The sequence below is a fragment of the Vibrio sp. LQ2 genome, assembly GCF_023920125.1.
Taxonomy (GTDB): domain Bacteria; phylum Pseudomonadota; class Gammaproteobacteria; order Enterobacterales; family Vibrionaceae; genus Vibrio; species Vibrio fluvialis.
On record NZ_CP085308.1, the window covers coordinates 2,741,014 to 2,766,233 of the forward strand.

At 52.2% G+C, this 25,220-nt stretch carries 24 protein-coding genes; 9 read left to right on the forward strand and 15 right to left on the reverse strand.

The window, feature by feature from the left end; translation table 11 throughout:
- Window positions 1–360: 360 nt before the first annotated feature.
- Window positions 361–1,299, reverse strand: coding sequence for an FAD-binding protein (locus tag LGV68_RS12915; protein WP_202642783.1), 939 nt, complete (start codon window positions 1,297–1,299; stop codon window positions 361–363).
- Between the two features lie 17 nt (window positions 1,300–1,316).
- The gene (locus LGV68_RS12920) at window positions 1,317–2,069 is read right to left on the reverse strand and encodes an electron transfer flavoprotein subunit beta/FixA family protein (RefSeq protein ID WP_252535373.1); all 753 of its coding nucleotides are present in this window, start codon (window positions 2,067–2,069) and stop codon (window positions 1,317–1,319) included.
- Window positions 2,070–2,371: 302 nt separating this feature from the next.
- Here LGV68_RS12920 and LGV68_RS12925 point away from each other — a divergent pair, with 302 nt between their 5' ends.
- Complete coding sequence (locus LGV68_RS12925; protein ID WP_202639881.1) at window positions 2,372–4,045, forward strand: electron transfer flavoprotein-ubiquinone oxidoreductase; 1,674 nt, start codon at window positions 2,372–2,374, stop codon at window positions 4,043–4,045.
- 120 nt (window positions 4,046–4,165) lie between these two features.
- On the opposite strand, the gene yghU is transcribed toward LGV68_RS12925, so the two are convergent.
- Window positions 4,166–5,026: a glutathione-dependent disulfide-bond oxidoreductase gene (gene yghU / locus LGV68_RS12930; protein ID WP_024373113.1), complete on the reverse strand. Its 861-nt coding sequence runs from the start codon at window positions 5,024–5,026 to the stop codon at window positions 4,166–4,168.
- Between the two features lie 148 nt (window positions 5,027–5,174).
- Complete coding sequence (locus LGV68_RS12935; protein ID WP_202639882.1) at window positions 5,175–5,663, reverse strand: GNAT family N-acetyltransferase; 489 nt, start codon at window positions 5,661–5,663, stop codon at window positions 5,175–5,177.
- Between the two features lie 217 nt (window positions 5,664–5,880).
- Here LGV68_RS12935 and LGV68_RS12940 point away from each other — a divergent pair, with 217 nt between their 5' ends.
- Both LGV68_RS12940 and LGV68_RS12945 read left to right on the forward strand, forming a co-directional pair.
- The gene (locus LGV68_RS12940; protein WP_252535375.1) at window positions 5,881–8,340 is read left to right on the forward strand and encodes a glycoside hydrolase family 3 C-terminal domain-containing protein; all 2,460 of its coding nucleotides are present in this window, start codon (window positions 5,881–5,883) and stop codon (window positions 8,338–8,340) included.
- Between the two features lie 254 nt (window positions 8,341–8,594).
- A complete protein-coding gene (locus LGV68_RS12945; RefSeq protein ID WP_252535377.1) occupies window positions 8,595–9,599 on the forward strand; it encodes a helix-turn-helix transcriptional regulator in 1,005 nt (334 codons plus the stop codon).
- 92 nt (window positions 9,600–9,691) lie between these two features.
- On the opposite strand, the gene pstB is transcribed toward LGV68_RS12945, so the two are convergent.
- From pstB to LGV68_RS12970, 5 genes are all read right to left on the reverse strand, one after another.
- On the reverse strand, window positions 9,692–10,531 hold the full coding sequence (pstB, locus tag LGV68_RS12950) for a phosphate ABC transporter ATP-binding protein PstB (protein WP_020328265.1): 840 nt from the start codon (window positions 10,529–10,531) through the stop codon (window positions 9,692–9,694).
- 22 nt (window positions 10,532–10,553) lie between these two features.
- Entirely contained in the window at window positions 10,554–11,381 is an 828-nt protein-coding gene (pstA, locus tag LGV68_RS12955) for a phosphate ABC transporter permease PstA (protein WP_252535379.1), read from the reverse strand.
- Entirely contained in the window at window positions 11,378–12,325 is a 948-nt protein-coding gene (gene pstC, locus LGV68_RS12960) for a phosphate ABC transporter permease subunit PstC (RefSeq protein WP_158126146.1), read from the reverse strand. Before pstC ends, pstA begins: the two co-directional genes overlap by 4 nt.
- A 19-nt stretch (window positions 12,326–12,344) precedes the next feature.
- On the reverse strand, window positions 12,345–13,388 hold the full coding sequence (pstS, locus tag LGV68_RS12965) for a phosphate ABC transporter substrate-binding protein PstS (protein ID WP_020328262.1): 1,044 nt from the start codon (window positions 13,386–13,388) through the stop codon (window positions 12,345–12,347).
- Window positions 13,389–13,666: 278 nt separating this feature from the next.
- Window positions 13,667–14,056 carry a nuclear transport factor 2 family protein gene (locus LGV68_RS12970; protein WP_222747961.1) on the reverse strand — a complete coding sequence of 130 codons (390 nt, stop codon included), beginning with the start codon at window positions 14,054–14,056 and terminating at the stop codon, window positions 13,667–13,669.
- 139 nt (window positions 14,057–14,195) lie between these two features.
- Between LGV68_RS12970 and LGV68_RS12975 the strand changes: the two genes are divergently transcribed.
- Window positions 14,196–14,951, forward strand: coding sequence for a helix-turn-helix transcriptional regulator (locus LGV68_RS12975; RefSeq protein WP_202639886.1), 756 nt, complete (start codon window positions 14,196–14,198; stop codon window positions 14,949–14,951).
- A gap of 154 nt (window positions 14,952–15,105) precedes the next feature.
- Here the strand turns inward: LGV68_RS12975 and LGV68_RS12980 are convergent, their stop codons facing one another.
- Both LGV68_RS12980 and LGV68_RS12985 read right to left on the reverse strand, forming a co-directional pair.
- The gene (locus LGV68_RS12980; protein WP_020328258.1) at window positions 15,106–15,345 is read right to left on the reverse strand and encodes a YdcH family protein; all 240 of its coding nucleotides are present in this window, start codon (window positions 15,343–15,345) and stop codon (window positions 15,106–15,108) included.
- Window positions 15,346–15,573: 228 nt separating this feature from the next.
- Window positions 15,574–16,377: a MetQ/NlpA family ABC transporter substrate-binding protein gene (locus tag LGV68_RS12985; protein ID WP_024373123.1), complete on the reverse strand. Its 804-nt coding sequence runs from the start codon at window positions 16,375–16,377 to the stop codon at window positions 15,574–15,576.
- A 286-nt stretch (window positions 16,378–16,663) separates the two neighbouring features.
- Between LGV68_RS12985 and LGV68_RS12990 the strand changes: the two genes are divergently transcribed.
- On the forward strand, window positions 16,664–17,386 hold the full coding sequence (locus tag LGV68_RS12990) for a glutamine amidotransferase (protein WP_024373124.1): 723 nt from the start codon (window positions 16,664–16,666) through the stop codon (window positions 17,384–17,386).
- A gap of 45 nt (window positions 17,387–17,431) precedes the next feature.
- Here the strand turns inward: LGV68_RS12990 and LGV68_RS12995 are convergent, their stop codons facing one another.
- The 3 genes from LGV68_RS12995 to LGV68_RS13005 are packed head-to-tail and all read right to left on the reverse strand — an operon-like array spanning window position 17,432 to window position 20,417.
- A complete protein-coding gene (locus LGV68_RS12995) occupies window positions 17,432–18,415 on the reverse strand; it encodes a LysR family transcriptional regulator (RefSeq protein ID WP_047460705.1) in 984 nt (327 codons plus the stop codon).
- Window positions 18,415–19,044 (reverse strand): response regulator transcription factor, encoded by a 630-nt coding sequence (locus tag LGV68_RS13000; RefSeq protein WP_020431656.1) that lies wholly within the window; start codon window positions 19,042–19,044, stop codon window positions 18,415–18,417. The genes LGV68_RS12995 and LGV68_RS13000 overlap by 1 nt, the downstream gene beginning before the upstream one ends.
- Window positions 19,041–20,417: a cache domain-containing protein gene (locus LGV68_RS13005; protein ID WP_222738463.1), complete on the reverse strand. Its 1,377-nt coding sequence runs from the start codon at window positions 20,415–20,417 to the stop codon at window positions 19,041–19,043. The genes LGV68_RS13000 and LGV68_RS13005 overlap by 4 nt, the downstream gene beginning before the upstream one ends.
- 222 nt (window positions 20,418–20,639) lie before the next feature.
- Here LGV68_RS13005 and LGV68_RS13010 point away from each other — a divergent pair, with 222 nt between their 5' ends.
- The 4 genes from LGV68_RS13010 (at window position 20,640) to LGV68_RS13025 (ending at window position 24,214) form a co-directional block, all read left to right on the forward strand.
- Window positions 20,640–21,710, forward strand: a complete 1,071-nt coding sequence (locus LGV68_RS13010; protein WP_158148810.1) for a TRAP transporter substrate-binding protein — start codon at window positions 20,640–20,642, stop codon at window positions 21,708–21,710.
- A 47-nt stretch (window positions 21,711–21,757) separates the two neighbouring features.
- Window positions 21,758–22,300 (forward strand): TRAP transporter small permease subunit, encoded by a 543-nt coding sequence (locus LGV68_RS13015; protein ID WP_222727113.1) that lies wholly within the window; start codon window positions 21,758–21,760, stop codon window positions 22,298–22,300.
- Window positions 22,287–23,672, forward strand: coding sequence for a TRAP transporter large permease subunit (locus LGV68_RS13020; protein ID WP_004727856.1), 1,386 nt, complete (start codon window positions 22,287–22,289; stop codon window positions 23,670–23,672). The genes LGV68_RS13015 and LGV68_RS13020 overlap by 14 nt, the downstream gene beginning before the upstream one ends.
- A gap of 209 nt (window positions 23,673–23,881) precedes the next feature.
- On the forward strand, window positions 23,882–24,214 hold the full coding sequence (locus LGV68_RS13025; protein WP_032082038.1) for a PBPRA1643 family SWIM/SEC-C metal-binding motif protein: 333 nt from the start codon (window positions 23,882–23,884) through the stop codon (window positions 24,212–24,214).
- 119 nt (window positions 24,215–24,333) lie between these two features.
- Here the strand turns inward: LGV68_RS13025 and LGV68_RS13030 are convergent, their stop codons facing one another.
- The gene (locus LGV68_RS13030; RefSeq protein ID WP_222781986.1) at window positions 24,334–25,182 is read right to left on the reverse strand and encodes a nucleotide-binding protein; all 849 of its coding nucleotides are present in this window, start codon (window positions 25,180–25,182) and stop codon (window positions 24,334–24,336) included.
- Window positions 25,183–25,220 lie beyond the last annotated feature (38 nt).

Genomic DNA, 25,220 nt, shown 5'->3' on the forward strand with positions numbered 1-25,220 from the left:
GGTTATGTTTACCAAAATACTTATGCTCGCTACTTGTCTAAGTTTCAGCTTTTTTAGCGGTAGCGTCTTGTCTGAAGACCGCGCTGGAAATAGCGCGACAGGCCCCATCGTCATGTGCGAGTTGCCAGACGGTACAACAAAGCAATTGCCGATAGTGATATGCCAGCACAATAAGTAATCGTTAAAAAGGGAGCGCAACGTGCTCCCTTTCTTTTGCCAACCGACCAAATAACCCAGTCGAAACTTTGCAAAACTATCAGAAAATACAACTCCAACTTAAATACTCAAATAAACACAAGAAATATTAAGTTTTTAACCCTTTTGAAAAAGACGCCTTCCAAAACAATTTATTCATTAATCTCACACCGATCTAATCAGCTCCGGCATGATCTCAAATAAATCCCCGACCAAGCCGTAGTCGGCGACTTGGAAAATTGGCGCGTCCGGGTCGCTGTTGATGGCGACGATCACTTTAGAATCTTTCATGCCGGCCAAGTGCTGAATCGCGCCGGAAATCCCCACCGCAATGTAGAGTTCTGGTGCCACGATTTTACCGGTCTGACCGACTTGCAAATCGTTGGAGACGAATCCGGCATCGACCGCCGCACGTGACGCGCCAATGGCACCGCCGAGTTTGTCAGCGAGCTGTTCCACCAGCGCGAAGTTTTCTTTACTCCCCAGACCTCGGCCACCGGAAATCACCACTCTGGCGGCAGGCAGTTCGGGACGTGCACTTTCCACTTTTTGCTGCGAGACAAACTGCGACGTCGCCGATTCAATAGCGTGATCAACGGTTTTCACCTCTGCATATCCTCCCGTACTGGCGACGGCATCAAAGGCTGAGCTGCGAATCGTCATCACTTTGATCGCATCCAGTGATTTCACTTTGGCCAGCGCGTTGCCTGCATAAATGGGGCGAACCACAATCTCTGGCGATTCAATCGCAATCACATCAGAAAGTTGCCCTACATCGAGCAGCGCAGCCACTCGCGGCAGCAGGTTTTTACCAAACGTCGTTGCAGACGCGAGCACGTGAGAATAGTTGCGCGCGATTTCTGCCACCAACGCCGCGCCATTTTCTGCCAGGCCATGTTCATAGACAGGACTGTCGGCCAGCAGCACATGGCTGACCCCCGCACACGCTTTTGCCGCCTCTGCAACCGCGGCACACGCCGCGCCCATCACAAGCACACTCACCTCTTCGCCAATTTCCTTGGCCGCCTGCAAGGTTCGTAATGTATCCACAGCCAGCACGTGATTGTTGTGCTCGGCAATGACTAAAATCGATAGTTCGCTCATCTGTTGCTCCTGCACATTCAGCCAATCACTTTGGCTTCGTTTTTCAGCTTATCCACCAGCTCAGACACACTGGTCACCATCACGCCCGCTTTACGCTCAGGCGGTGGCATGACTTCCATGATTTGCTGATGCGTGTTGAGCGTTACCCCTAAATCCTCCGCCGTGGTGACGTCTAGCGGTTTGCGTTTGGCTTTCATAATGTTGGGCAGCGACGCGTAACGCGGCTCATTGAGGCGTAAATCGGTGCTGATGATTGCTGGTAAAGCGAGCTTGAGCGTCTCCAGCCCGCCGTCAATCTCGCGCGTGACCAGCACGGCGTCGCCCTGCACGTCCACTTTGGATGCGAAGGTGCCTTGTGGACGGTCCGTCAGCGCCGCCAGCATTTGCGCGACTTGGTTGTTGTCGGTATCGATGGACTGTTTTCCCAGCAGCACCAAACCCGGCGCTTCGCTCGCCATCACCGCTTTGAGCAGTTTGGCCACATTGAGCGGCTCGGGCGCACCATCGGTTTGGATGTGAATCGCGCGATCGGCGCCGAGTGCTAATGCAGCGCGCAGTTGCTCTTGGCAACTGGCATCTCCCGCGGAAACCACAATCACCTCTTCGGCAACTCCCGCCTCTCGCAGGCGAATCGCTTCTTCCACCGCGATTTCGCAAAACGGGTTGATGGCCATTTTGACGTTGTTGGTTTCAACGCCTGAGCCATCATTTTTCACTCTGACTTTTACGTAAGCGTCAACGACACGTTTGACAGCAACTAAGACTTTCACACAGCCTCCTTATGCGCTTGGTCATCCTTGGATGAATAGACCTTAGGGAATGTTGGTGGAATCAAACTGCTCGGTGATGACTGTTTGATGCGAGCCAAAACATTGTGCTTTCTGGACTGGTTAAATCCCGCATATCAACCACCTTTGACCACCAAACCCATTCAAACTAACCAGAAAATCATACACTTTCTGCCATTCTCAATGGGTTAAATGAGGTTACTCTTTGAGCTTAGTTGAGTTTACGTTTACGTCAACTGGACTATATTTAATCCATAAATACCGTTAACGCATGGATGAAAAGCATGGAACGAGAAACGATGGAGTTTGATGTCGTGATTGTTGGCGCAGGCCCGGCAGGACTGGCTTGCGCGTGTAAACTGGCACAAATCAGCCAGCAGCAGAACGAGCCGGATTTCAGCATTTGCGTGGTCGAGAAAGGCTCTGAAGTGGGCGCGCATATTCTCTCTGGCGCTCTGTTTGAAACCACGGCTCTGGATGAGCTGTTTCCCGACTGGTCGTCCATGGAGTCGCCGCTGACAACCAAAGTCAGTTCGGATGAATTTCTCTATCTCACCACCGAATACAACCACATTCGCCTGCCTCACTTTGTGACGCCAAAAACCATGCACAACACAGACAAAAGCTATGTCATCAGCTTGAGCGAATTGTGCCGCTGGCTGGCCAAACAAGCCGAAAATCTGGGGGTAGAGATCTTCCCCGGCTTTGCCGCAGCCAGCGTCAATTATGACGAAAGCGGCGCTGTCGTCGGTGTCACCACGTCGGATATGGGGTTAGACAAAGCGGGCAATCAGAAAGCCAATTTCGAACCGGGCATTGAGCTTAAAGCCAAATACACCATTTTTGCCGAAGGCGCGCGCGGCCATTTGGGGAAAGAGCTAATAGAGCATTTCAAACTCGATGAAGGAAAGCAGCCGCAGCACTACGCGCTGGGTATCAAAGAGATCTGGGAACTGCCGGACGATCATCCTCACAACAACGCGGGTGAAGTGATTCACGGCCTTGGCTGGCCGCTAAATGAAACCCACACCACGGGCGGTAGCTTTCTCTACAAGCTCGGCAACAATCAGATTGCGATTGGTTTGATCACCGATCTCAACTATCACAACCCGTATTTGAGCCCGTTTGATGAGTTTCAACGCCTCAAACATCACCCGGCGATCAGTAAACATTTAACAGGCGGTCAGCGCATTGCCTATGGCGCGCGCGCGATTGCCAAAGGCGGCCTGAATTCTTTGCCCAAACAGCAATTTCCCGGCGGTTTGCTGATCGGCTGTGATGCCGGCACGCTCAACTTTGCTAAAATCAAAGGCTGTCATACCGCAATGAAATCCGGCATGTTGGCGGCTGAAGCCATCACACATGCGCTGAAAGCGGGCAATCAACGTCATTTTGAGCCCGATTACGACTCGCTGTTCAAGGCATCCTGGTTGTATGAAGAGCTCGAACAGTCACAAAACTTCTGCGCCACCATTCACCGCTTTGGCAATGTGGCGGGCGGCGTCATCAACAGCTTCGAGCAGAACATTTGGGTGCCGCTGTTTAAACGCGCCGCGCCATGGGAGATGGAAGATCCACACCCGGACCATGTCCGCATCATCGATATTTCACGCTGCACGCCCATTGAGTATCCCAAACCCGATGGCGTACTGAGCTTTGACAAACCCTCATCAGTCTTTCTGTCCGGCACGCAGCATGAAGAGAACCAGCCTTGTCATCTGAAACTGACCGATCCTTCTATTCCGATTGAAACGCATCTGCCCCAGTTTGGCGAGCCCGCCCAACGCTACTGCCCCGCGGGTGTGTACGAAGTGATTGTGGTCGATGAAGTGCCGCGCTTTCAAATCAACGCCGCCAACTGCGTGCATTGCAAAACCTGCGACATTAAAGATCCGTCGCAGAACATTATCTGGTGTCCGCCGGAAGGGGGCGGTGGCCCGAACTACCGCAATATGTAACTTGCGATTCGCGAGAAACACTATTCGCCAGACACAAAAATAGCCACGGTACGTCGTGGCTATTTCATTTGATGAGATCGTGTTTTATTAAGCGGTTAGCGAGCGCCGCTTAAGCTGCCGTTAGGCCGGCTTTTTTGCCAGAGCGGCATCGATATCCGCGGCGCTGTGGCGCTCATCAATGCGCTCCCACTCTTCGCCCATGGTGCGGTTAACAATGCGACCACGCTGCACAGCAGGACGCTCAGCCATCATTTTCGCCCAGCGTTGTACATGCTTGTAGCTCTGCACATCAAGGAACTCGGCCGCGTTATACGCGTTGCCCAGCGCCAGGTTGCCATACCAAGGCCAAATTGCGATATCGGCAATGCTGTACGCTTCCCCCGCAATGAAGGTACCTTTCGCCAGTTGTTTATCCAACACATCCAACTGACGTTTGGCTTCCATCGCAAAACGGTTGATTGGATATTCAAATTTCTCTGGCGCGTACGCGTAGAAGTGGCCAAAGCCACCACCCAGATACGGCGCAGAACCTTGCAGCCAGAACAGCCAGTTCATCACCTGCGCACGTGGCGCGGCTTCGGTTGGCAGCAAGTGACCGAATTTTTCAGCCAGATAAAACAGGATGTTGCCGGATTCAAATACGTTAATCGGTTCAGGGCCGGAACGGTCAACCATGGCAGGGATTTTAGAGTTCGGGTTGACTTCAACAAAGCCGGAACCAAACTGGTCGCCATCACCAATACGAATCAAAAATGCATCGTACTCTGCGTCTTTCACGCCCAGCGCCAGCAGCTCTTCCAGCATAATGGTCACTTTCTGGCCGTTCGGCGTACCCATCGAATAGAGCTGAATCGGGTGCTCGCCAATCGGCAGCGTTTTTTCATGGCGTGCGCCGGAGTCTGGTCGGTTGATACTGGCCCACTGACCGCCGTTTTCGCTGTCCATGGTCCAAACTTTTGGTGGTACGTATTGGTTTGCCATTGTGTTTCCTTATCTTTGTTGGAGTTCGGCACTACAAGATATAGGGGTGGTTGGTGAAGATAAAAACCCCTATTTGCTCATTTACTTAGAACCTTCAGTTATGGCTTGGTCTGAGTGAGAATAAGACCGCCGCCGTGCCGTTTCTCTTTCAAAACGAATCCAAAGTCCGGCGCATCACGCACGCCCCTTCGCCATAACACTCCGACACTTCAACGTCTGCCAAGGGAGTAAAGCCGTGGCGCTCCCAGAACGCGGCAGATTCCTGAACCGATACCAAGCGGATGTCGGCGCAGTTCAGTATTGCGCCAACATCAACGATACGCTCCACCAGTCGCGAGCCGATGCCCTGACCTGCCACCCGGTTTGAGACGGCGAGATCGTGCAAAAATAGCGTTTCGCCTGCGCAGTCTGAGGGCAGTTCTTTATGCAGTTTGGGAGGCTGCGCCCGATTCCAGGTATGGGCAATAACATACGCATCGACCTTATCTCCCGTCCGGAACACAAAACAGCTCTGCGGCGACTGACGCCACTTGCTCTGCAACACCGCCAGTTTTTCCGGCGCGACTTCGGTGTACATTTCGTGTTGTACCGCCAGAATTCCCGGCCACACCGCGTCGTCAATATTGGTAATCACCATACGTCTCTCCCTGCATCGAAAACCCAGTTTTCACTATTCACACGCATTCCTCAAATGAATATCACATTTTGAAACACTTCACCGAGATGCAAAATATTTCCCCGAAATGCACAGCGAGCCGCGGTAGTGATCTCTTAAAGTCATGGCGAGCGAAAAATAAAACCGGTTTCAGACCGGAGCGCTCACAGGAAACATGTCATAACAATAAGGGAAAACCATGTCTGATTTTAAAACGCTACCTCTGCCGAAAATCCTCACCCTCGCTGTCGCCTTTGCAGTGGCCAGCGGCGCATCGGCGGCGACCTCAACCGACCACACTCAGTTGCAAGAGAGCGGTATCAAGTACCGCAAGAAAGCCGAGTCGATGGTGAAGAAAATGAGTCTGAGTGAGAAGCTGGATATTCTCTCCGGGCCGGGAATGGATCTCACCACTTACGAAGGTATTGAACCGATCAACCTGACCAGCGGCACCGATGTCAGTGGTGTGGCCGGCTACATCAACGGGATTAAAAACCGCAAACTGGATATTCCGGCGGTGAAACTGGCAGATGGCCCTGCGGGTCTGCGCATCAATCCAACCCGTGATAACGACGAGAGCACCTATTACGCCACTGCCTGGCCGATCGGCTCACTACTCGCCTCTACCTGGGATACCGATTTAGTGCAGAAAGTTGGCACCGCCGAGGGTAATGAAGTGAAAGAGTACGGCGTCGATTTTCTGCTCGGGCCGGGCATGAACATTCAACGTAACCCGCTGCTGGGGCGCAACTTTGAATACTACTCAGAAGATCCGGTACTGTCGGGCAAAATCGCAGCAGCCATGGTGCGCGGTATTCAGTCCAACGATGTCGGCGCCACCATCAAACACTTTGTCGCCAACAACGCCGAAACCAACCGTTTCTTCTCTGACACCATTGCTGACCCACGTACGCTACGCGAAATCTACCTGCGTGGATTCCAGATTGCGGTGCAAGACGCACAACCATGGGCCATCATGAGTTCTTACAACCTGGTCAACGGTACCTACGTCAACCAACGCAAAGACATCATGACCAGCATCCTGCGCAATGAATGGGGCTTTAAAGGTCTGGCCATGTCAGACTGGTTTGCAGGCAACGTCTCCGGCCTCTCGAGCGACTTCACCAGCTACGTCGGGCGCGATGCCGAATCGGCAGCCAAGCAAGTCCGCGCGGGCAACGATTTGATTGAACCGGGCGGCGTGAAAGCCGATTTGCAAGCCTCTTATGATGCCGGAACGCTGAGCATGACCGACATCGACAGCAGCGTGGTCGCCATTCTGACACAGGTACAAAAAACACCGTCTTACAACGGCTACCACTTCTCAAACCAACCGGATCTGGATACACATGCCGAGCTGGCTCGTCAGGCGGCTGCCGATGGTATGATCCTGCTGAAAAACACCGATGCTGCGCTGCCGTTGGCATCAGGCAGCAGAGTCGCGACTTTTGGTACCACTCAAATCAACACGCTGAAAGGCGGTACGGGCAGCGGTGATGTGAACGCGGCTTACATCGTGGACATCGCTTCCGCGCTGGGTGAAAAATTTGTCGTCAACGCCAATCTGACCAGCTACTACAGCGACTACTTTGACGCGAATAAGCAAGAAACGGAGTCATTGCTGGGCGGTTACGATTTCTGTGAAGAGCCGGCGGTGGAAGGTCAACTGGCTGAGCTGGTTGCAGAATCTGCCACCAGCGATGATGCGGCGGTCATCACCATCGGCCGTCAGGCTGGTGAAGGCGGCGATCGCAGCGAAGCGAAAGGCGATTACCGTCTGACCGATGAAGAGCTGCAAATCATCGATGCGGTTTCCAGCGCTTTCCACGCTCAAGGTAAAACCGTCACCGTAGTGCTCAACGTCAACGGTCTGGTCGATACCTCCGAATGGGCGAGCAAAGTCGATTCCATTCTGATGGCATACATGGGCGGTCAGGAAACGGGTAATGCGGTGACCGATATCCTCTCTGGCGACGTCAACCCAAGCGGTAAACTGGCGCAAACCCTGCCAGAATCCTACTCAGATGTTCCCTCTGCAGCAACCTTCCCTGGCACCGACACGGACGGAGACGATCTGGCGGACTCGGTTTACTACAACGAAGGGATCTATGTCGGCTACCGCTACTACTCATCGTTTGATGTGGCGCCTGCCTACCCGTTTGGTTACGGCCTGTCGTACACCAACTTTGAGTACAGCAACCCAACCGTCGTGGCGAACACTCTGAGCAAAAAAGGCGGCAACGGCAGCATCACCCTCTCGGCAACCATTCACAACACCGGAGATGTGGCAGGTAAAGAAGCGGCACAGGTTTATGTTTCCGCACCGGAAGTGAAACTGAAAAAGCCCACCATCGAGCTAAAAGCATTTGCCAAAACGCATCTGCTCAAGGCTGGCCAGTCTGAACGTTTGACGTTCACTATCTCGGCGCAAACGCTCTCCAGCTTTGATGCGGCAAACAACCAGTGGATCATCGAACCGGGCAAATACACCGTGTATGTGGCGCCATCGTCCGATGTTCATGGAACGGTGACCGGGCAGAAAGGTGTACCAGTCAGCTTCTCGGTTGGGCATGAAATTGTGGTGAGCAAAACCACGCCGGATGCGCTGGCACTGCAAGATGGCGTGACGGAAGCAAGCTTCATCACCGTCAAAGAGTAATTTTTTCTGATTGAGACAGCGATAAAAGCCCGACGGTTCGGGCTTTTATTTTTCCTACTCAAGTGACATCCGTTCCGTTTATTTCTCTGCAGAAAACCGCGTTCTAACTGTTGTTATTACCCATATTCCATTTGGATAAAAATATTGGCACGACGTCACTAATTCACACACGAAAACATTGCCAAACAGGCTAACTGATATACTACATTGTAGTTTTGAACGGACTCGATAATAAAAACAACAAAGGGCAAACGATGAACGGAAATGTATCGAATCTCTTAACCTCCGGCTTGCTGCATCAACTCAACACACTCGGTCTCAGCCGCGACCGTATTATAGAAAAGTGCCACATTAACCGCTTTGAACTCGGCCGACACAACGGCAGAATTTCCAGCCAGTCGCACTACGCTATCCTCGATGCATGTTTGCCATACCAGAAGCAATTATTCGCTCACGCCAGTCTGGAACAGATGTACACCCTGTTCCCGGAGCTATTCAGCCTCTGCTTTAATGAATCGTCGGCGTCGGCCGCCGTACACTCGTTCGTCCGTTACCGAGCGCTGATCGGCAGCTGCGATGAGTGCGAAGTGAGTGAGAGCGGCGACACGTTGCGAGTCACCTATACCGACACTGGCCCCAATCCTAAAGTCTCCAGCGCATTGGCAAATTTTGCGTTCATTCGCGATATTATCAGCCAATATTTACCGGACGTTTCACTGAAATTAGGGGTCAGACACGGCAATCAAATGCCTTATTCTGTGGTCAATGAAAAATTCAATACACATTGTCATTTCGGTCAAAGCGAAAATTATCTTCTTATTCAACATCCTGATTTAAATGAAACGAATCCATTATTTAACCGCAAACTTTATCAACTTCAGAAAAATAATTTAGACCATACAAAACAAGAAATTAATAACAGCACCTTCGCTCACAGCGTCGAAAATCTGCTATCGACGCTGATAGAGAAAGACGAACAGAATTGCGGTGATCGCACGCTGGAAAAAGTGTGTGACACACTCAAAATCAGCCGCTGGACGCTGAACAAAAAACTCGGCATCGAGAACAAGTGTTATACCGATATCTACAATCAGGTAAGGCTCAACAAAGCGGTCAAACTTCTCTCGGAAACCAACAAGAGCATGAGTGAAATCAGCGAACTTACCTTCTTCTCGTCCCAGTCAGTGTTCTCCCGCTTTTTCCGCACCCACACCAACATGTCGCCAGTGCAGTATCGCAAGTCTTTGCAGCAGGGTTGAACGATACTCGCCCTCCATAAAGGGGGCTGAAGAAAATAAAAGAGAAAACAGAGCTACCCATCGGTGCAAGAGAGTAGCTCTGGTGGGCGGATTTATCCGAAGTCGCCCGAAATATAACGGCGGGTACGCTCTTGTTTGGGTTGGTGAAACATTTGACGCGTCGGGCCAAATTCCACCAACTCACCGAGATACATAAATGCCGTGTGATTGGAAATACGCATCGCTTGCTGCATGTTGTGCGTGACAATCACGATGGTGAAGTTCTCTTTCAGCTCGCCAATCAACTCTTCAATCGCCGATGTGGCAATCGGATCGAGCGCGGAAGTGGGTTCGTCCATCAAAATGATGTCCGGCTCCAGCGCGATAGTGCGAGCAATACACAAACGCTGCTGCTGACCGCCAGACAGGCTGTGCGCATCGGCATTGAGCTTGTCTTTCACTTCCTGCCACAAGTGCGCCGCTTTGAGCGCTTGCTCAATTTTCTGGTCAATCTCTGCCTTGCTGTGACCTTGCAAACGCAAACCAAAGGCAATGTTTTCGGCAATCGACATCGGAAACGGCGTCGGCTTTTGGAATATCATGCCGATTTTGGATCGCAGTTCGTTGAGGTCTGCGTAATCGAGCAGATTAGCGCCTTCATAGCCAATCATGCCTTCGGCATGTTGATGGCCATACAGCGCGTAAATTCGATTCAGGCAGCGCAACAAGGTGGATTTACCACAGCCCGACGGGCCAATCAGCGCCGTGACCTGATGTTGATAAATCGGCAGCGACACGGATTTTAACGCGCGCTCCCCTTTGCGGTCGTAGTAGAAATTCAGATCGCGAATATCCAGCACCACCTCGCTTGCCGTGGTGGTTTGTGTTTGCACCGAGGTCTCTACGTCAGTGGTGGCGGGAGACAAAATCGTGGTTGCTATGTTGTTATTCATGGTTCTCACCTTTAAATGGTTCTCACCTTTTGAAAAGCTTAGGCAAATAGGTCGCACTGATGTTCACCAGCAGAATGAACAGCGTGACCATCAGCGCGCCCGACCATGCCAGCTGTTGCCAGCTCTCGTAAGGACTCATCGCAAATTGATAGATGGTGACGGGCAGATTCGCGACCGGACCGGAGAAATCGGTCGACATAAAATTGCTGTTGAGCGCAGTAAACAGCAGCGGCGCGGTTTCCCCTGCAATGCGGGCAAACGACAACAGAATCGCGGTGATAAGGCCAGAAGCCGCTGAACGGTAGCAGAGTTTAAACACCACCACCCAGTTGGCCGCGCCGAGGCCACGGCCCGCTTCTTTGAGTGTGCTTGGCACCAGGCGAAGCATCTCTTCTGTGCCGGCAATGATGGTTGGCAGCGCCAGAACGGCGAGCGCAATACACCCCGCCCAGCCCGAATAGCCGCCGCTTGGCACGACGATCAGCGCGTAAACAAACAGGCCGACCAGTATCGACGGCGCGCTCATCAGGATGTTGTTCAGAAAACGAATGGCCTGTGCCCACTTGCTGTCGGCTTCCTGTTCCGCCAGCCAAGTCCCTGCCAACAGCGCAATCGGTGTGGCGATGAAGATCGACAAAAAAGTCATTTCCAGGCTGCCGATAAAGGCGTTTTTCAACCCACCCGCACTGCCCGGCCCTGGCGTAATCTCCGTAAACAGCGCCAGATTGATGCCGGACAAGCCCCGTGAAATCAGGGTGTAGAGAATACTCGTCAGAACCAGCAACCCCATGGCGGCCGAGCCGTAACAGAAAAGCTGAAACAGGCGGTTTTTGATGCGTCTGGTGTTCATTTTTTCACTCCCACCAATTTGTTCGCGACCAGCATCACCACCAACGTAATGGCAAACAGCAGCACGCCAAGGCCCAGTAGTGAGGCGATGTGAATCGGCTGCGTCGCTTCGTTAAACTGCTGGGCGATAGTCGAGGCAATCGAGGTGGCCGGCATAAACAGCGACGCCTGAATGCGGTTCGCTCCGCCAATCACAAACGTCACCGCCATGGTTTCACCCAACGCGCGGCCAAGCCCGAGAATACAGGCACTTAATACCGCGCGGCGCACGCTTGGTAAGAGCACTTTGGTGATCACTTCAAACGGATTCGCGCCAATACCGTAGGCCGTTTCACGCAGAATATTGGGGATCGACGCCAGCGCATCGCGCGTGAGTGACGTGATGATCGGCAGAATCATAAACGCGAGGATGATGCCTGCACTGAGCAAGCCAATTCCGATCGGCGGACCATTGAACAGCGGACCGATCAGTGGCCATTCCGCGAGATGTTCTCCGGCCCACATTTGAAAACTGTCGGAAAACCACGGGCAGAACACAAACAATCCCCACATACCGAAAATAATACTGGGAATGGCAGCCAGCAGCTCAATCGCTTTACCGACGGGCGCACTGACCCAGCGTGGTGCGAGTTCGGAAAGAAACACCGCAATGCCCAGCGACAGCGGCACCGCAATCAAACAAGCAATGAACGCGCTGACCAAGGTGCCGTAAATGGCGGCAGCCGCGCCAAACTCGCCATTAATCGGATCCCAGACGTCACGATAGACAAACGACAAACCAAACGTCGTCAACGCCGACTGGCTGCCTGAAAGCAGAGAGAGGATAAGGCCGAGCAGAACGGCAAACACCATCAGCGCGCTGAGGAAGCTGACAGCGGAGAAAACCTTATCTGGCTGATATCGAGAAATCGCTTTATTCATAACACTCTGACTGTGCCCCGGCATACACCGGGGCATCCTAGGCTTAACGGATCACGGCTTGACCATCGGAAACCAGATTCTGTTTCCAGGTCTTGTTCACCAGTTTCACGACCGATTCCGGCATCGCCACGTAGTCGAGGTTTTGTGCCATTTCTGGGTGCTGGTAACTCCAGGTGAAGTACTTCAGCATTTCCTGCGCTTTTGCCATGTCTTTCTGATCTTTGTGCATCAGAATGAATGTCGCGGAGGTCATTGGCCACGTTGCCGCGCCCGGCTGATCGTTGAGGATCAGTTTAAAGCCCGGCGCGTGTTCCCAGTCGGCATTCGCCGCTGCGGCCTGGAAGCTCGCCGCTGTTGGGTTAACAAACTTGCCGGCTTTGTTTTGCAGTTGGGTATAAGCCAAATGGTTTTGCGTGGCGTAAGCGTATTCCACATAGCCGATAGAGCCTTTGGTGCGTGTCACGTAGTTCGCAACACCCGCGTTCCCTTTGCCACCGATATCGGTCGCCGCGCTTGGCCAGTTGATGTCTTTACCCACACCAATTTTTGATTGCCAGTCACTGCTCACGCGAGACAGATAATCGGTAAAGTTGAACGTCGTGCCTGAACCGTCAGAGCGGTGAACCACGTAGATGGGCAGTTTAGGCAGCTTTTCGTTCGGATTGAGCTTAGCAATCGCCGCATCGTTCCAGTTTTTGATTTTGCCCAGATAGATGTCCGCCAACACAGATCCCGTCAGTTTCAGTTCGCCCGCTTTGACACCAGGAACGTTCACCACGGGTACGATACCGCCCATCACCATTGGAAACTGAATCATGTCTTCCTTGTTCAGTTCAGTCACATCCAGTGGTGCGTCTGTACCGCCGAAATCAACCGTGTTCGCTTCGATCTGACGAATACCACCGCCAGAACCGATCGCCTGATAGTTGATTTGCACACCTGTCTCTTTTTGGTACGCTTCCGCCCATTTGGCGTAAACCGGATATGGGAACGTCGCACCCGCACCATTCAATGTGGTGGCAGCGAATGCTGAGCCAGAAGCACACAGTGCTAGTGACACCAAAAGCGTAGATTTCATCATTTTCATCGTGAACCCCGATATTTTCTTTGAGAATCGCTGAACCGACTTCCTTGTTCAGTAAATCGACAGCGCGCTACAGGGGACACGCTAAAAACTCCCGATGACATTTTTGTGACGATTTTGTTATTTCATTGATTTAAAAAGAATATTTATCATATTGGTTATTTTTTGATAAGTTTAGTTATCTGAAATCGGGGATTTGAGCGCTTGATGCTGCGCTCAATTTTTCATCAACCTCACTCGGCTGAGTTCAACCCAGTCGCACAAAAAACCCGTTCATCGAATTACCGCACAGACGCCAGTGCTCTGTCGCTCTGGTCACCGTCAATCACGCGTGAAAGTTCATCGCAGCGCACAATTTTGCCCTCTCGCCACTGAAAATGAGCGATCACCTCCACCATACTGCGTTCTCCATTGCGTTTCTCGACGCTAACCTGATGGCGACTGAACACATCTTCGTCCTGCTGCGCCATCGCCACGACAGTCACGGTCATCGACCGCGTCAGTTGTTTTAAGGTCAGCAGGTGCTGCTTAAACTCGCTCAGGTTCAGCACAGCGCCATCGGCCACTTGTTGATAGCTGGACGCGAAATAACGTTCCACCTCGCGCTCATCGACATGCTCAGCTTCAATGACCGCCAGCAGCGCGGCATGAGTTAAGCGTTTCAGTTCCATATTGTTCTCCTCAGTTCATCAATTGAATCCGCAACATGGACGCTTATCGTCTTCACTGCGCCATGTTGTTCTCTATGCTACAGCCGCTTTACATGGCAGAATTCGGACATTCAGACAAACGATAAAGGATTTCCGCCAAATGAGCGTGATTCGCCGAGCCTCACTCAAGCATCCCCAGAGCGCGATCACCGAGTGGCACTCTCATCAGGAAGGTCAGCTGTTTTGGGTGAACCAAGGGATTTTGATGGTCGAAGCCGAGCAGCAGCGCTGGACGGTGGCCTCCGGCTGTTTAGCCTGGATACCCGCCGATTGCCGGCACCGAACCGAGGTGATTACCGATGTGGAAGGCGAACTGCTGTATGTGCAAGACGCAACAATGCTGGATGCCATGCCAGACCCCAAACTGATTCGTTGCGACGATCTCATCACGGCGCTGCTCAAACGGCTGTCCGGCGCCGAATGTAACGCTTCAGACACTCGTGAGCAGGCGTGGCTGGCACTGCTCGGCAGTGAAATCTCGCACGCACCCGCCACCCCGTTGCAATTGCCACTGCCGGAAGATAAACGAGCGCGCAAGCTCGCCAACTATTTGATTGCCGAACCGGAGAATCGCCTGAGCCAAGAAGCACTGGCTGAGCGCTTTGGCCTCAGCAGCCGAACGCTGCATCGCCTGTTTCGCCAACAAACGGGCATGACATTTGTGCATTGGCGCCAACAAAGCCGCCTGCTCCACTCATTGAGCTTGCTCGAAGCGGGCAAGAGCATCACCGAAGTGGCGCTGGCATCGGGTTACGACAACTCCAGCAGCTACATTCAGCTATTTCGCCAGCGATTCGGCGTCACGCCCAAGCTGTACCTGCGTCAGCGGCCGCTTTTGACTGGTATGAGTGAGTAATAATTAAAACAATCGAAAGTGCGTGACGAAGCAAAATTAGGCGCATGAAAAAACCACCCGGCCGGGTGGTTTCTCGTCAGGCTGAGCGCAACACCTCAAGGGTGATTGGCTGCCTTGGCTGAGCCGGTGTTTGGTCACCGGTAAGAGTGGCAAATCACATGTTCATGATTTTGCTGTGTAGCCAGTCTTTCAGCTCTGCTCGGTTGAGTTTCATCGAATTCATGGAGTGGTCGTCAATCGGCGCGCCTCTGAGCTCCAGTTTTCGAATTTCTCTGTCTAGTGAATTGTAGTTCGACGCATTTGCTGCAAATGCCTCATCGCTCGCGGTTAGCTGACTGATGGTATCCAGATGTTCTGGATATTCATTCGCTAAAGAGTGATTTTCGCCTAGCATAGAAACCTCGTTGAGTTAATGGGTGACACAAACATTCCGCTCATATTTTGAGCAGAACTATCACTAACTCTAGCACTCTCTACTCATGACTCAAGTTCATCAATGAGACAGTCGGCGCATCTGAGATCTTGCCCCAATCAACAAAAGAAAAAAGCCACCGACGGGAACTTCGATGGCTTTTTGTATTCAGTAACTTAGCTTAAAAGCGTCGAACTGATGAGAAAATGCTTAGAAAGCAGGTTCAATCGTGCCTTTGAACGTATCTTGCATGAAGTCACGAATTGGCTGCGATTGATAGATTTGCACAAATTTCTTGTACGCTTCGTTGTCTTTGTCTTTTTCACGCGTTGCAATCACCATGACCGCCAGCGGTGCCTGTTTCGACTCTAAGTAAATACCCTGCTTTTTCGGATCCAGACCGGCAGACATCACGTAGTTCATGGTGATTGCTGCGGCGTCTACGTCATCCAGTGTGCGTGGCAGTTGCGCCGCATCCACTTCGATAAACTGGAACTGTTTTGGGTTATCAACGATGTCATTCAGTGACGCTTTAAAGCCTACGCCGTCGCGCAGTTTGATCAGGTTCGCATCAGCAAACAGCAGCAGGCCGCGGCCGCCGTTGGTTGGATCGTTTGGAATCGCGATGCGCGCGCCGTCTGGCAGATCTTCAATCGTGTGATATTTGTTCGAGTACACACCCATACGCATCAGAATCGATTCACCAATCGAAACCAAGTGCGAGTTGTGGCTGCTGTTGTAGTTATCCAAGAAAGGTTGATGCTGGTAGCTGTTGATGTCGATGCTGCCATCTTCCAGTGCCGCGTTTGGCGTAATGTAGTCGGAAAACTCCACCACTTTCACATTCAGGCCCTGTTTCGCTGCTTCTTTTGCGACAGCTTCCACCACTTGTGCGTGCGGGCCAACTGTGGCGCCCACTTTGATCTCCGCCTGATCGTTCTGACCACATGCGGTTAAACCAGCAAACAGGGTTGCCACCAACGCCCACTGACCAACTTTCTTCAATCCTTTCATTTTGTTCTCCGTATTCTGTGCGAGTTTCACGCCAATAGACGTTTAGCCATCTAAACCGCCATACTACTCTCGCAAAAATTTTATGCAACTCAATTTTTTGCGCAGTAGAGAACGCGAGCCAACACACACAATTCGACCCATTTGATGAAAGTGGCTGAGGAGAAATAGCCATTGCAGTACTTAGGGGATTTCTCTAGATTAGGACTCAGTCGAAAAAATTCGGCCGCGGTCAGAACGGCCAATGGATACTCATCAGTTGTCAGCATATTCAGTCGTAAGGAAGCGTATGAAAACACTACTCATCGTCAATGTCGGTCAGGCTCCGCAAGCTCAGTTGGAAAAGTTCGGGGATTTTGAAGAGTGGGCGCTGCGCGCGATTCGCTCGCAGGGCGTCGAGCAGCACGACATTCACATCGAATTCCATGACGGTGTGCAACACGCACTGCCGAATTTCGACACCTTAGCGGGTGTCATCATCATGGGTTCGCTGGCGATGGCTTCCGAGAAAAAGCCGTGGATGCTGCGGTTATCCGACGAAATTGTTCAGTTGGTTGAACGCCAAATTCCCCTGCTGGGTATCTGCTTTGGCCATCAGTTGATTGCGCAAGCGCTCGGTGGCGTTGTCGGTTATCACCCGCAAGGCTTGGAAATCGGCACAGTGCAGATCGCCAAAGAACCTGCGGCGAATGACGATGCGATTTTCGCGCATTTGCCTGAGCAATTTGGCGCGCAAGCGGTTCATTACCAATCGGTGCTGACGCTGCCAGAGAGCGCCGTTCATCTCGCGCGCAGCGATTTTGAACCGCATCATGCGTACCGTGTCGGCAGTGCGTGTTGGGGCGTGCAGTTCCATCCGGAATTCACACCCGAGATCATGCAGATGTCGCTTGATGGTCTGAAACACGAATTTGAAGACGACTACCCAGCGAAAAGCGCTCAGGTCACCGAAACAGAGCAAGCCAAACAGGTCCTGCTGCAATTTGCCCGCGTCTGCTGTCAGGCGCAGTAAGCGCACTCTCACTTCCACGCACACATCTGTGCAAAGATCCGCGCGTTAAGGCGCGGCATGCACAGCACTCTCCGGGTCAGCGTCATGCGCTGGCCCTTGTTTTTGCAGCGTTTCCACCCGCTCAAGCAGGTAACGTTTAAAGCTGGCGCAACGCTCTGGCATCGGATGCCGAGGCCGATAGTAAAGAAAGATGTCAAAGCTCGCGCAGCGATATTGCGGCATCACATGACGCAATTCGCCGCTGCGTAAACACGGCTCCACCAGCGAATGCGGCAGATAAGCAATGCCCGCACTTTGCTGAGCAAGATTGAGCAGCATTTCGCTGTTGTCGCACTCCAGCGCATCACGAATGGTGACAATTTCCGGCTGCTCGTCGCGCTCAAAACACCATCGATTGCCGCCCAATAAAGTGCGTGCATACAAGCAGCGATGCTCTTTCAGTTCCTGCGGCGTGGTCGGTGTGCCCGCTTCGGCCAGATAGCGTTCCGAGGCGCACAAATACAGCGGTTCACTGAGCAGGCGTTTGCGGATCAGCAACGAATCTTCCACCGGTTCACCGTCATACGTGGCGATGGCGCGAAAGGCAAAATCGATGGTAAGCGGGTCAAACTCCCCCGCTTCAATAAAGATTTTGAAATGTACTTTAGGATGCTGCGCCATGTATTCAGCCACGATTTTGGTCAGATACTGGCGGGCAAACAGCGGCGTCGACGAGAGGCGGATTTCGCCCTGCTGCTGCTCGCTGAGGTTTTGCACCTCTTCGCACAGCGTATCGATATCGCCAATCATCGGCGCAAAGCGTTCGTACAACAGTTGCCCCGCTTGGGTCGCGGCCAGTTGGCGCGTGCTGCGTTTGATGAGTTCAACCGACAACGTCTCTTCCAGCTCTTTGACCCAGCGGCTGCCTGCGGCGGCGGAGATGCCCTGTCGCTGCGAGGCCTCTTTGAACGATCCGGTTTGCATCACCACGCAAAAGAACAGGATCTTATCCAGAATCGGCTGGCGACTGGAAAGCAGTGGTCCCGCCATCAGTTCACCAAGCCTTTTTCCAGCGCCAGTTTCACCAGCGCAGCGGTCGATGACGCGCCGAGTTTCTTTTTGATGCGCAAACGATGTGTTTCCACCGTGCGCACGCTGATGTGCAGCGTATCGGCGATGTCTTTATTGCCACAACCGCTGACAATGGCTTTCAGCACATCCGATTCACGTTTCGACAGCGTTTCATCACGTTCGGCGGGCTTTTCGTTGAACTGCTCCAGCAGCTTATCCGACGCCTGCGGGCAGAGGTACGAGCGACCCTGCGCGACCTGATTAATCGCGAGCACAAGTTCATCCGAGCTGACGTCTTTGAGCACATACCCTTTCGCACCCGCTTTCACGGCGCGAATCACGTAGTCTTTGCTGTCGTGCATCGACAGCATGATCACCGAGGTACTGAGATTCGACTGCTGAATGCGCTCCAAAACCTCCAAACCGTTCATGCGCGGCATGTTGATGTCGAGCAGCAGCACATCCGGCTTGAGCTTGCGCGTCATATCCAGTGCGTCGTCTCCCGTACCGACACAAGCCAGAATGCTGAGGTTATCTTCCCGTTCCAGACGCGATTTCAGACCATCCTGCATTAAGCGGTGATCATCGGCCAATACTAGCTTTATCATACAAACTCCATGTCCAAACTGACGCGAATTTCAGTGCCTTCGCCCACCTCACTCGACACCGAAAACTGGCCTCCAATGGCCTGTACCCGTTCCTTCATATTTTGCAGCCCCATGTGATCCTGCGGCGCTGTTTTCTGTTTCAATCGCTCTTTGGTGATGCCTTTGCCATCGTCGCTGATGGTGAGGATCAGCAGCCGTCCTTCGCGCTGCATCACCACATCCACGCCACTGGCTTCGGCATGTTTTTCCACGTTATGCAGCGACTCCTGCACCACGCGATACAAGGTGGTTTCCACTTCGGCGACCATATCGACGCCGTCGATATCGTGTTCAAACACCAGTTCCAAATCGGTACGGCGGCGCAGATCATTGAGATACGCTTCAATACCCGCCACCAGCCCTAAATCGTCAAGCTGCGGCGGACGCAAATCACGCGAGATACGCCGCAGCTCGACAATCGCGTGCTCCATCACCTCTTTGCTCGCTTCCAGCTCGATTTGCTTACGCTGCTCATCCTGCTCGCGCTGCACGTTATCAATCCGGTATTTGGCGGCCACCAACAACTGGTTCACGCCATCGTGCAGCTCTCGCGACACGCGCTGGCGCTCATTTTCCTGCGAATTGATGATCTGCTGGTTAAGCTGGCTCAGTTGCTCGTTCGCCATACGGCGCACATTCAGGTTGAGCGATGCACCCAGCCCGGCAATCACCGATACCGCAATAAACACCACGCCAAACAAAGCGCTGCTGCTTTTGCCGATGTTCTGGTCAAAGCCGCTTTGCATGTGCTGAATCTGACGCTCGATATCATCCAGATAGACGCCGGTGCCGAGCATCCAGCCCCATTTTTCCAGCGCGATGGCGTAGCTCAGTTTAGGCAACGGCTCCTGCGTCGACGGCTTGTGCCAGTAATACTCGACAAACCCACCGCCCTGTTTGGACACTTCAATCAGCTCCTGCAGCAGTTTTTTGCCGTGGAAATCTTCCACGTCCCACCAATTGCGCCCGACACGTTCCGGCTGATACGGCAGCACCAGTGCTTCGCCGCCCCAGGTGTAGACAAAGAAATAGCCGTCGCGGCCATAGGTGAGCTGACTGAGCTTTTCCGACACCAAACGCTTGGCCTCGGCCTCTTCCAACTGCGCATCGCGGTAGTAGGGTTCGATGCTTTTCAGCGCCAGTTCGACGTACTGTTGCAACTCCTGACGTTTTGCCGCCAGAACGTTGTTGCGCGTGAGCTGCACCTGATCTTCCACCAGCGTTCTGGCCTGACTGAACAGAATGCTGGCCACAATGCCGACCACCACAATCAGCGGCACAATCGACAGCAGCAAGATATTCACCGTCAGCTTACGGTTACTGATCAATCCCATGAAAACTCTGGCCTCATCCTTGGCTGTGTACGTAGTTTTACGGACAAAACTCGCCATTTTCTGCACATATTACTGACAAAATTTGCGCAGTTTTCCCAATAGAGGCGATGCGTTTCGCCCTCTACACTTGAGACTAAATGTAACATCCCATTAACATCAATGAGCTTGGGATGTTCACATTTTTACACTCAAAACAAGGAACTTACCCCACAGGAGTTAGCAATGGCTTTCACTAAAGTTGCACTTGCCACCAGCCTTTCGATTGCGGCGACAGCACTCACGTTTAATGTTCAGGCGGCGGAAAAGATTCTGCTCAAAACCCCGGTCGCGTTCGGCACGCATCTGCCTGCGCTCGGCACCCCGATTCAATGGTACGCCGACCACATCACCGACACCTCCGGTGGCACCATCAAAATGAAAATTTATGAACCCGGCAAACTGGTGAATCCGGCGGAAATTCTCGATGCCGTTTCAACTGGTAAAGTAAACTCCGGTTACGCCACCGCCGGTTACTGGCAAGGCACCCTTCCGGCCGCCGCCCTCTTTTCTTCAGTCCCCTTTGGCCCGGAAGCCGGTGAATACATGGCGTGGCTCTACTTCGGTAACGGCCTGAAACTCTACCAAGAGATGTACGACCAAGGCGGTTACAACGTCAAAGTGTTGCCGTGTGCCATCATCTCTCCGGAAACGTCTGGCTGGTTTAAAAAGCCGATTGAAAAACCAGAGGATCTGAAAGGCCTCAACATGCGCTTCTTTGGCCTTGGCGCGTCGGTGATGGAAAAACTGGGCGTGGGCACGGTGCAGATGCCGGGCGGCGAGATTTTCGGCGCACTGGAAAAAGGTGCGATTGATGCGTCTGAATTCTCTCAGCCAGCCATCGACGAACGCCTCGGCTTTTACAAGATCGTGAAATACAACTACTTCCCAGGCTGGCACCAACAGTCAACGGTGTTTGAATTGCTGATCAACAAAGACACCTGGAAGAAGATGGACAAAGCGCAGCAGAGCGCCGTGGAAACCACCTGTATGGCGACCATGACCTACTCAATCGCGGAAGGCGAAGCGATTCAATACTCTGCGATGCAAAAAGCGCAGCAAAATGGCGTCGAAATCCGCTACTGGAACGACACCATGCTCAACCTGTTTGAAAGCACCTGGATGGAAGTGGTCGACGAGAAGAAAAAAGCCGACCCGTTCTTTGCCAAAGTGTGGGACGACCTGAGCAAGTTCCGCCACGATTACGCCCTGTGGGAAGAGAACGCCTTCCTGCCACGTAAATCGCACACGCAATAATCATTTTCGCCGGCTCTCGGGCCGGCCCTTTTTCTAAGGAAGCACGAATGAGCAAGGTTCTCGCATCTACGCCTGCTGTGCCTCTCTACCTGCATATTGAACGTGGCGTTTCGTCCGTGAGCAAAGTCTTTGCCTGGGCCAACCTGCTGTTGGTTGGCATCATCATCCTTCAGGTAGTGTTGCGCAAAGTCTTCTCCAACGGTCAGGTCACGCTGGAAGAGTTACAGTGGCATCTTTACGCAACCGCCGTGATGTTTGGTACGGCGTATGCGCAAATCACCAATCTGCATGTTCGGGTCGACCTGTTCTACCACAAGTTCAGCCCCCGAAAAAAAGCCATCATCGACATTCTCGGTACCCTGTTTCTGGCGATGCCGTTTGTGGTGGTGGTGATCCTGCACTCGTACGATTTCGCCTATGAGTCGTGGCGAATGAATGAAAGCTCCTCGTCACCCTCCGGTCTGCCTTATCGCTGGCTGATCAAAAGCGTGATTCCCCTCAGTTTCTCTCTGCTGCTGATGGCAATGCTGGCGGGCGTGCTGAGAAACTTCGATACCCTGATTAAAGGAGCGCCGCATGGAACCGAATGAATGGATTGTGATTGCCATGTTTGGCTCCTTCATCCTGCTGCTGTTTACCGGCATTCCGGTGGCGTACGTGCTCGGTGGCATTGGCATTGTGTTTGGGGCGATTGGCTATTACGCGGATTTGTATCTCGACACCTTTACCGGGCTCGATTACACCAGCATCGGTCTGGTGGTGAACCGCATCTACAAAATCATGGATAACTGGATTCTGGTCGCGCTGCCGATGTTTATCTTTATGGGCAATATGCTCGATAAATCCGGTATCGCCGAAAAGCTGATGGCCTCCATGCAGCAACTGTTTGGCAAAGTGCACGGCGGCCTTGCGGTGACGGTGATGGCGATCGGGATTATTCTCGCGGCCTCGACGGGCATTATCGGCGCATCGGTCGTGCTGCTGACCGTCATGTCGCTGCCGACCATGATGCGTCAAGGCTATCACATGCCACTCGCGCTTGGCACAGTCGCGTCCGCCGGAACGCTCGGCATTCTGCTGCCACCATCCATCATGCTGGTTATTATGGCTGATCAACTGGGGCTTTCGGTCGGCGACCTGTTTATGGGCGCACTCCTGCCGGGGCTGCTGCTTGGCGCGCTCTACATCGCCTACATTCTGGTGGTCGGTAAGCTTTCACCAGCCCGCGCGCCAATTCCGGAAGACGTACAACCCGTCGACTGGCGCCTGATCTTGCAGGTGTTTAAAGACATCACGCCAACCGTGATTCTGATTGTGGTGGTGTTAGGCTCCATCTTCGCGGGCATTGCCACGCCAACCGAAGCCTCCGGCATTGGTGCTTTGGGCGCGACCTTGCTGGCCGCGTACAACCGCAAACTCAACCTCAAGGTGCTCAAAGAAGTCGTGCTGACCTCGTATGGCACCACCGCCTACATCTTTATGATTTTCCTTGGCGCGTCGTGCTTTGCCTTGGTGCTGCGCGAACTCGGCGGTGACGAGCTGATCGAATCCTTTCTCACTGGATTGCCGTTCGGCCCCTACGGCGTGATCGCGTTTATTCTGATGATCGTTTTCTTCCTCGGCTTCTTCCTCGACTGGATTGAAATCACGCTGATCGCCCTGCCGCTGCTCGCGCCCGTTGTGGCCAGCCTAGGGTTTGAATTGGATGGTCATGGCGTGGTGGATAACCCGAGTCTGGTATGGTTTGTGATGTTGGTGGCGATGGCGCTGCAAACCAGCTTCCTCACCCCACCTGTCGGCTTTGCGCTGTTCTATCTGAAAGGCGTCTGCCCGGAAGGCATTACGCTCAAAGAGATTTACCGCGGCGTCGTCCCGTTTATCGTGATTCAGTTGCTGGCGTTAGTGTGCTTGGTGATCTGGCCACAGCTCGTCTTGTGGGTACCCAGCGTAGCGTATGGGTAAGAGGCAGGCCGTGTATTAACACGATATTCATTCATCCAACCCTATTCACCAAAACAGAAAAGGGACTGAAAACGCCATGCGTTGACAGTCCCTTTTGGAGTGTTGTGATGCCAGAATCTGATGCCCATCGTAGGAACTGCTTTATCAATTGCCATAGTTCCGTATAATCGCCGCCCAATTACACCCCACCCATCATCAGTGAGTTTCAAATGTCCAAACTATTTTTCAAAGGTCGAATCGATGCGAGGCAAAACCACGTCATTTCAGGCTACAACGTCAAACGTGATGTAAAAGCCGGCACGGAAGAAGCTCCTATCAACGTTGTCGTCCCAACCGAAGCTCGTAAAGCCGAGATCGAAGCATTGCTTTCTGAGCACGCTCTGGTCGTTCATATTGTCGTCGACGCCAACCAACCAGAGAACACGGTTGAACTTGATACGGTATTAAACAAGCCTAAAACCATTACCTTTGACAAAACACCAAACCGCAATGAACCATGCATTTGCGGCAGTGGCAAAAAGTACAAAAAGTGCTGTGCTTAAGCCCTCGACAATGACATCAAAAGCCGTCTTCTGACGGCTTTTTTGTTAACTGAAATCTAACGATTCGGTTGTGATCCTGAATTCAATGCTAAGAGATAGCACTATGTGGGATACGAATTTTAGAACGGTATATTGTCGTCAAAGTTAGTTAGAATAACCTGTTGTTTTGGTGGTTTTTTATACTGACACATTACTTTGTCCACTGCCGCTTCGTTTTCTAAAATGTATTCAACACCGTCTTGCGTTAACTTGTACCCATACCACTCATTTCCATTCATGTCCGAGTCCAGTATTTTCTCAATGAGTCGCAGACGTTCCAGCTTGATTAAGTTTATGTTTAGCTTGTATGGTTCAAAACCATCTGACAAATGAAAAGGCAAAATGTAGTCATTTTCCGTTGCAGTCGGAAGTAGCCTACCTAAAAGACGCAACATAGACTCAGAAATGGTATGTACACCAGAAACTTGAGAAGAAAAAACATTAGACTTTATTTCATCTTTGGTTTTGCTACTAAAGCTTCCTAACTGAGTTATTGATTTCAAGAATCTGGTACATGCAGCGTTTACAGCTGATTCCAGATCACCATCACTACGATGTGGGTCGTAATCGTTAACATTTACACCAAGCAAATCCGTTGGCATATGAAGATCTTCGTTACGCGGCTTCAATATGAAGCAACGATCTTTACCCAAAGCACCAATAAACAAGCCCAATTCAAATAGTACATTGTCTCGAACTGTTGGTTTTGGATTATCACGCATCATTGTGAGGTCTTCGGGACGAAAGATGAATAAAGCAAAATCGACATTCTTCGCTTTTTCAGTCAATGAGGTAAGAGTGTCACCACCGGAATTAAAGATTTTGTCCCAAATCGTCACTTCGACTTTTCGATCTAAGCAAGCATTGCAAGCACTGGCTACGTCATAACTTTCCGAAGACGAACCTATAAATAAACGAGGTTTTTCCATACCAATCAACCAACTAAATAAAAAAACAAGCATATCAT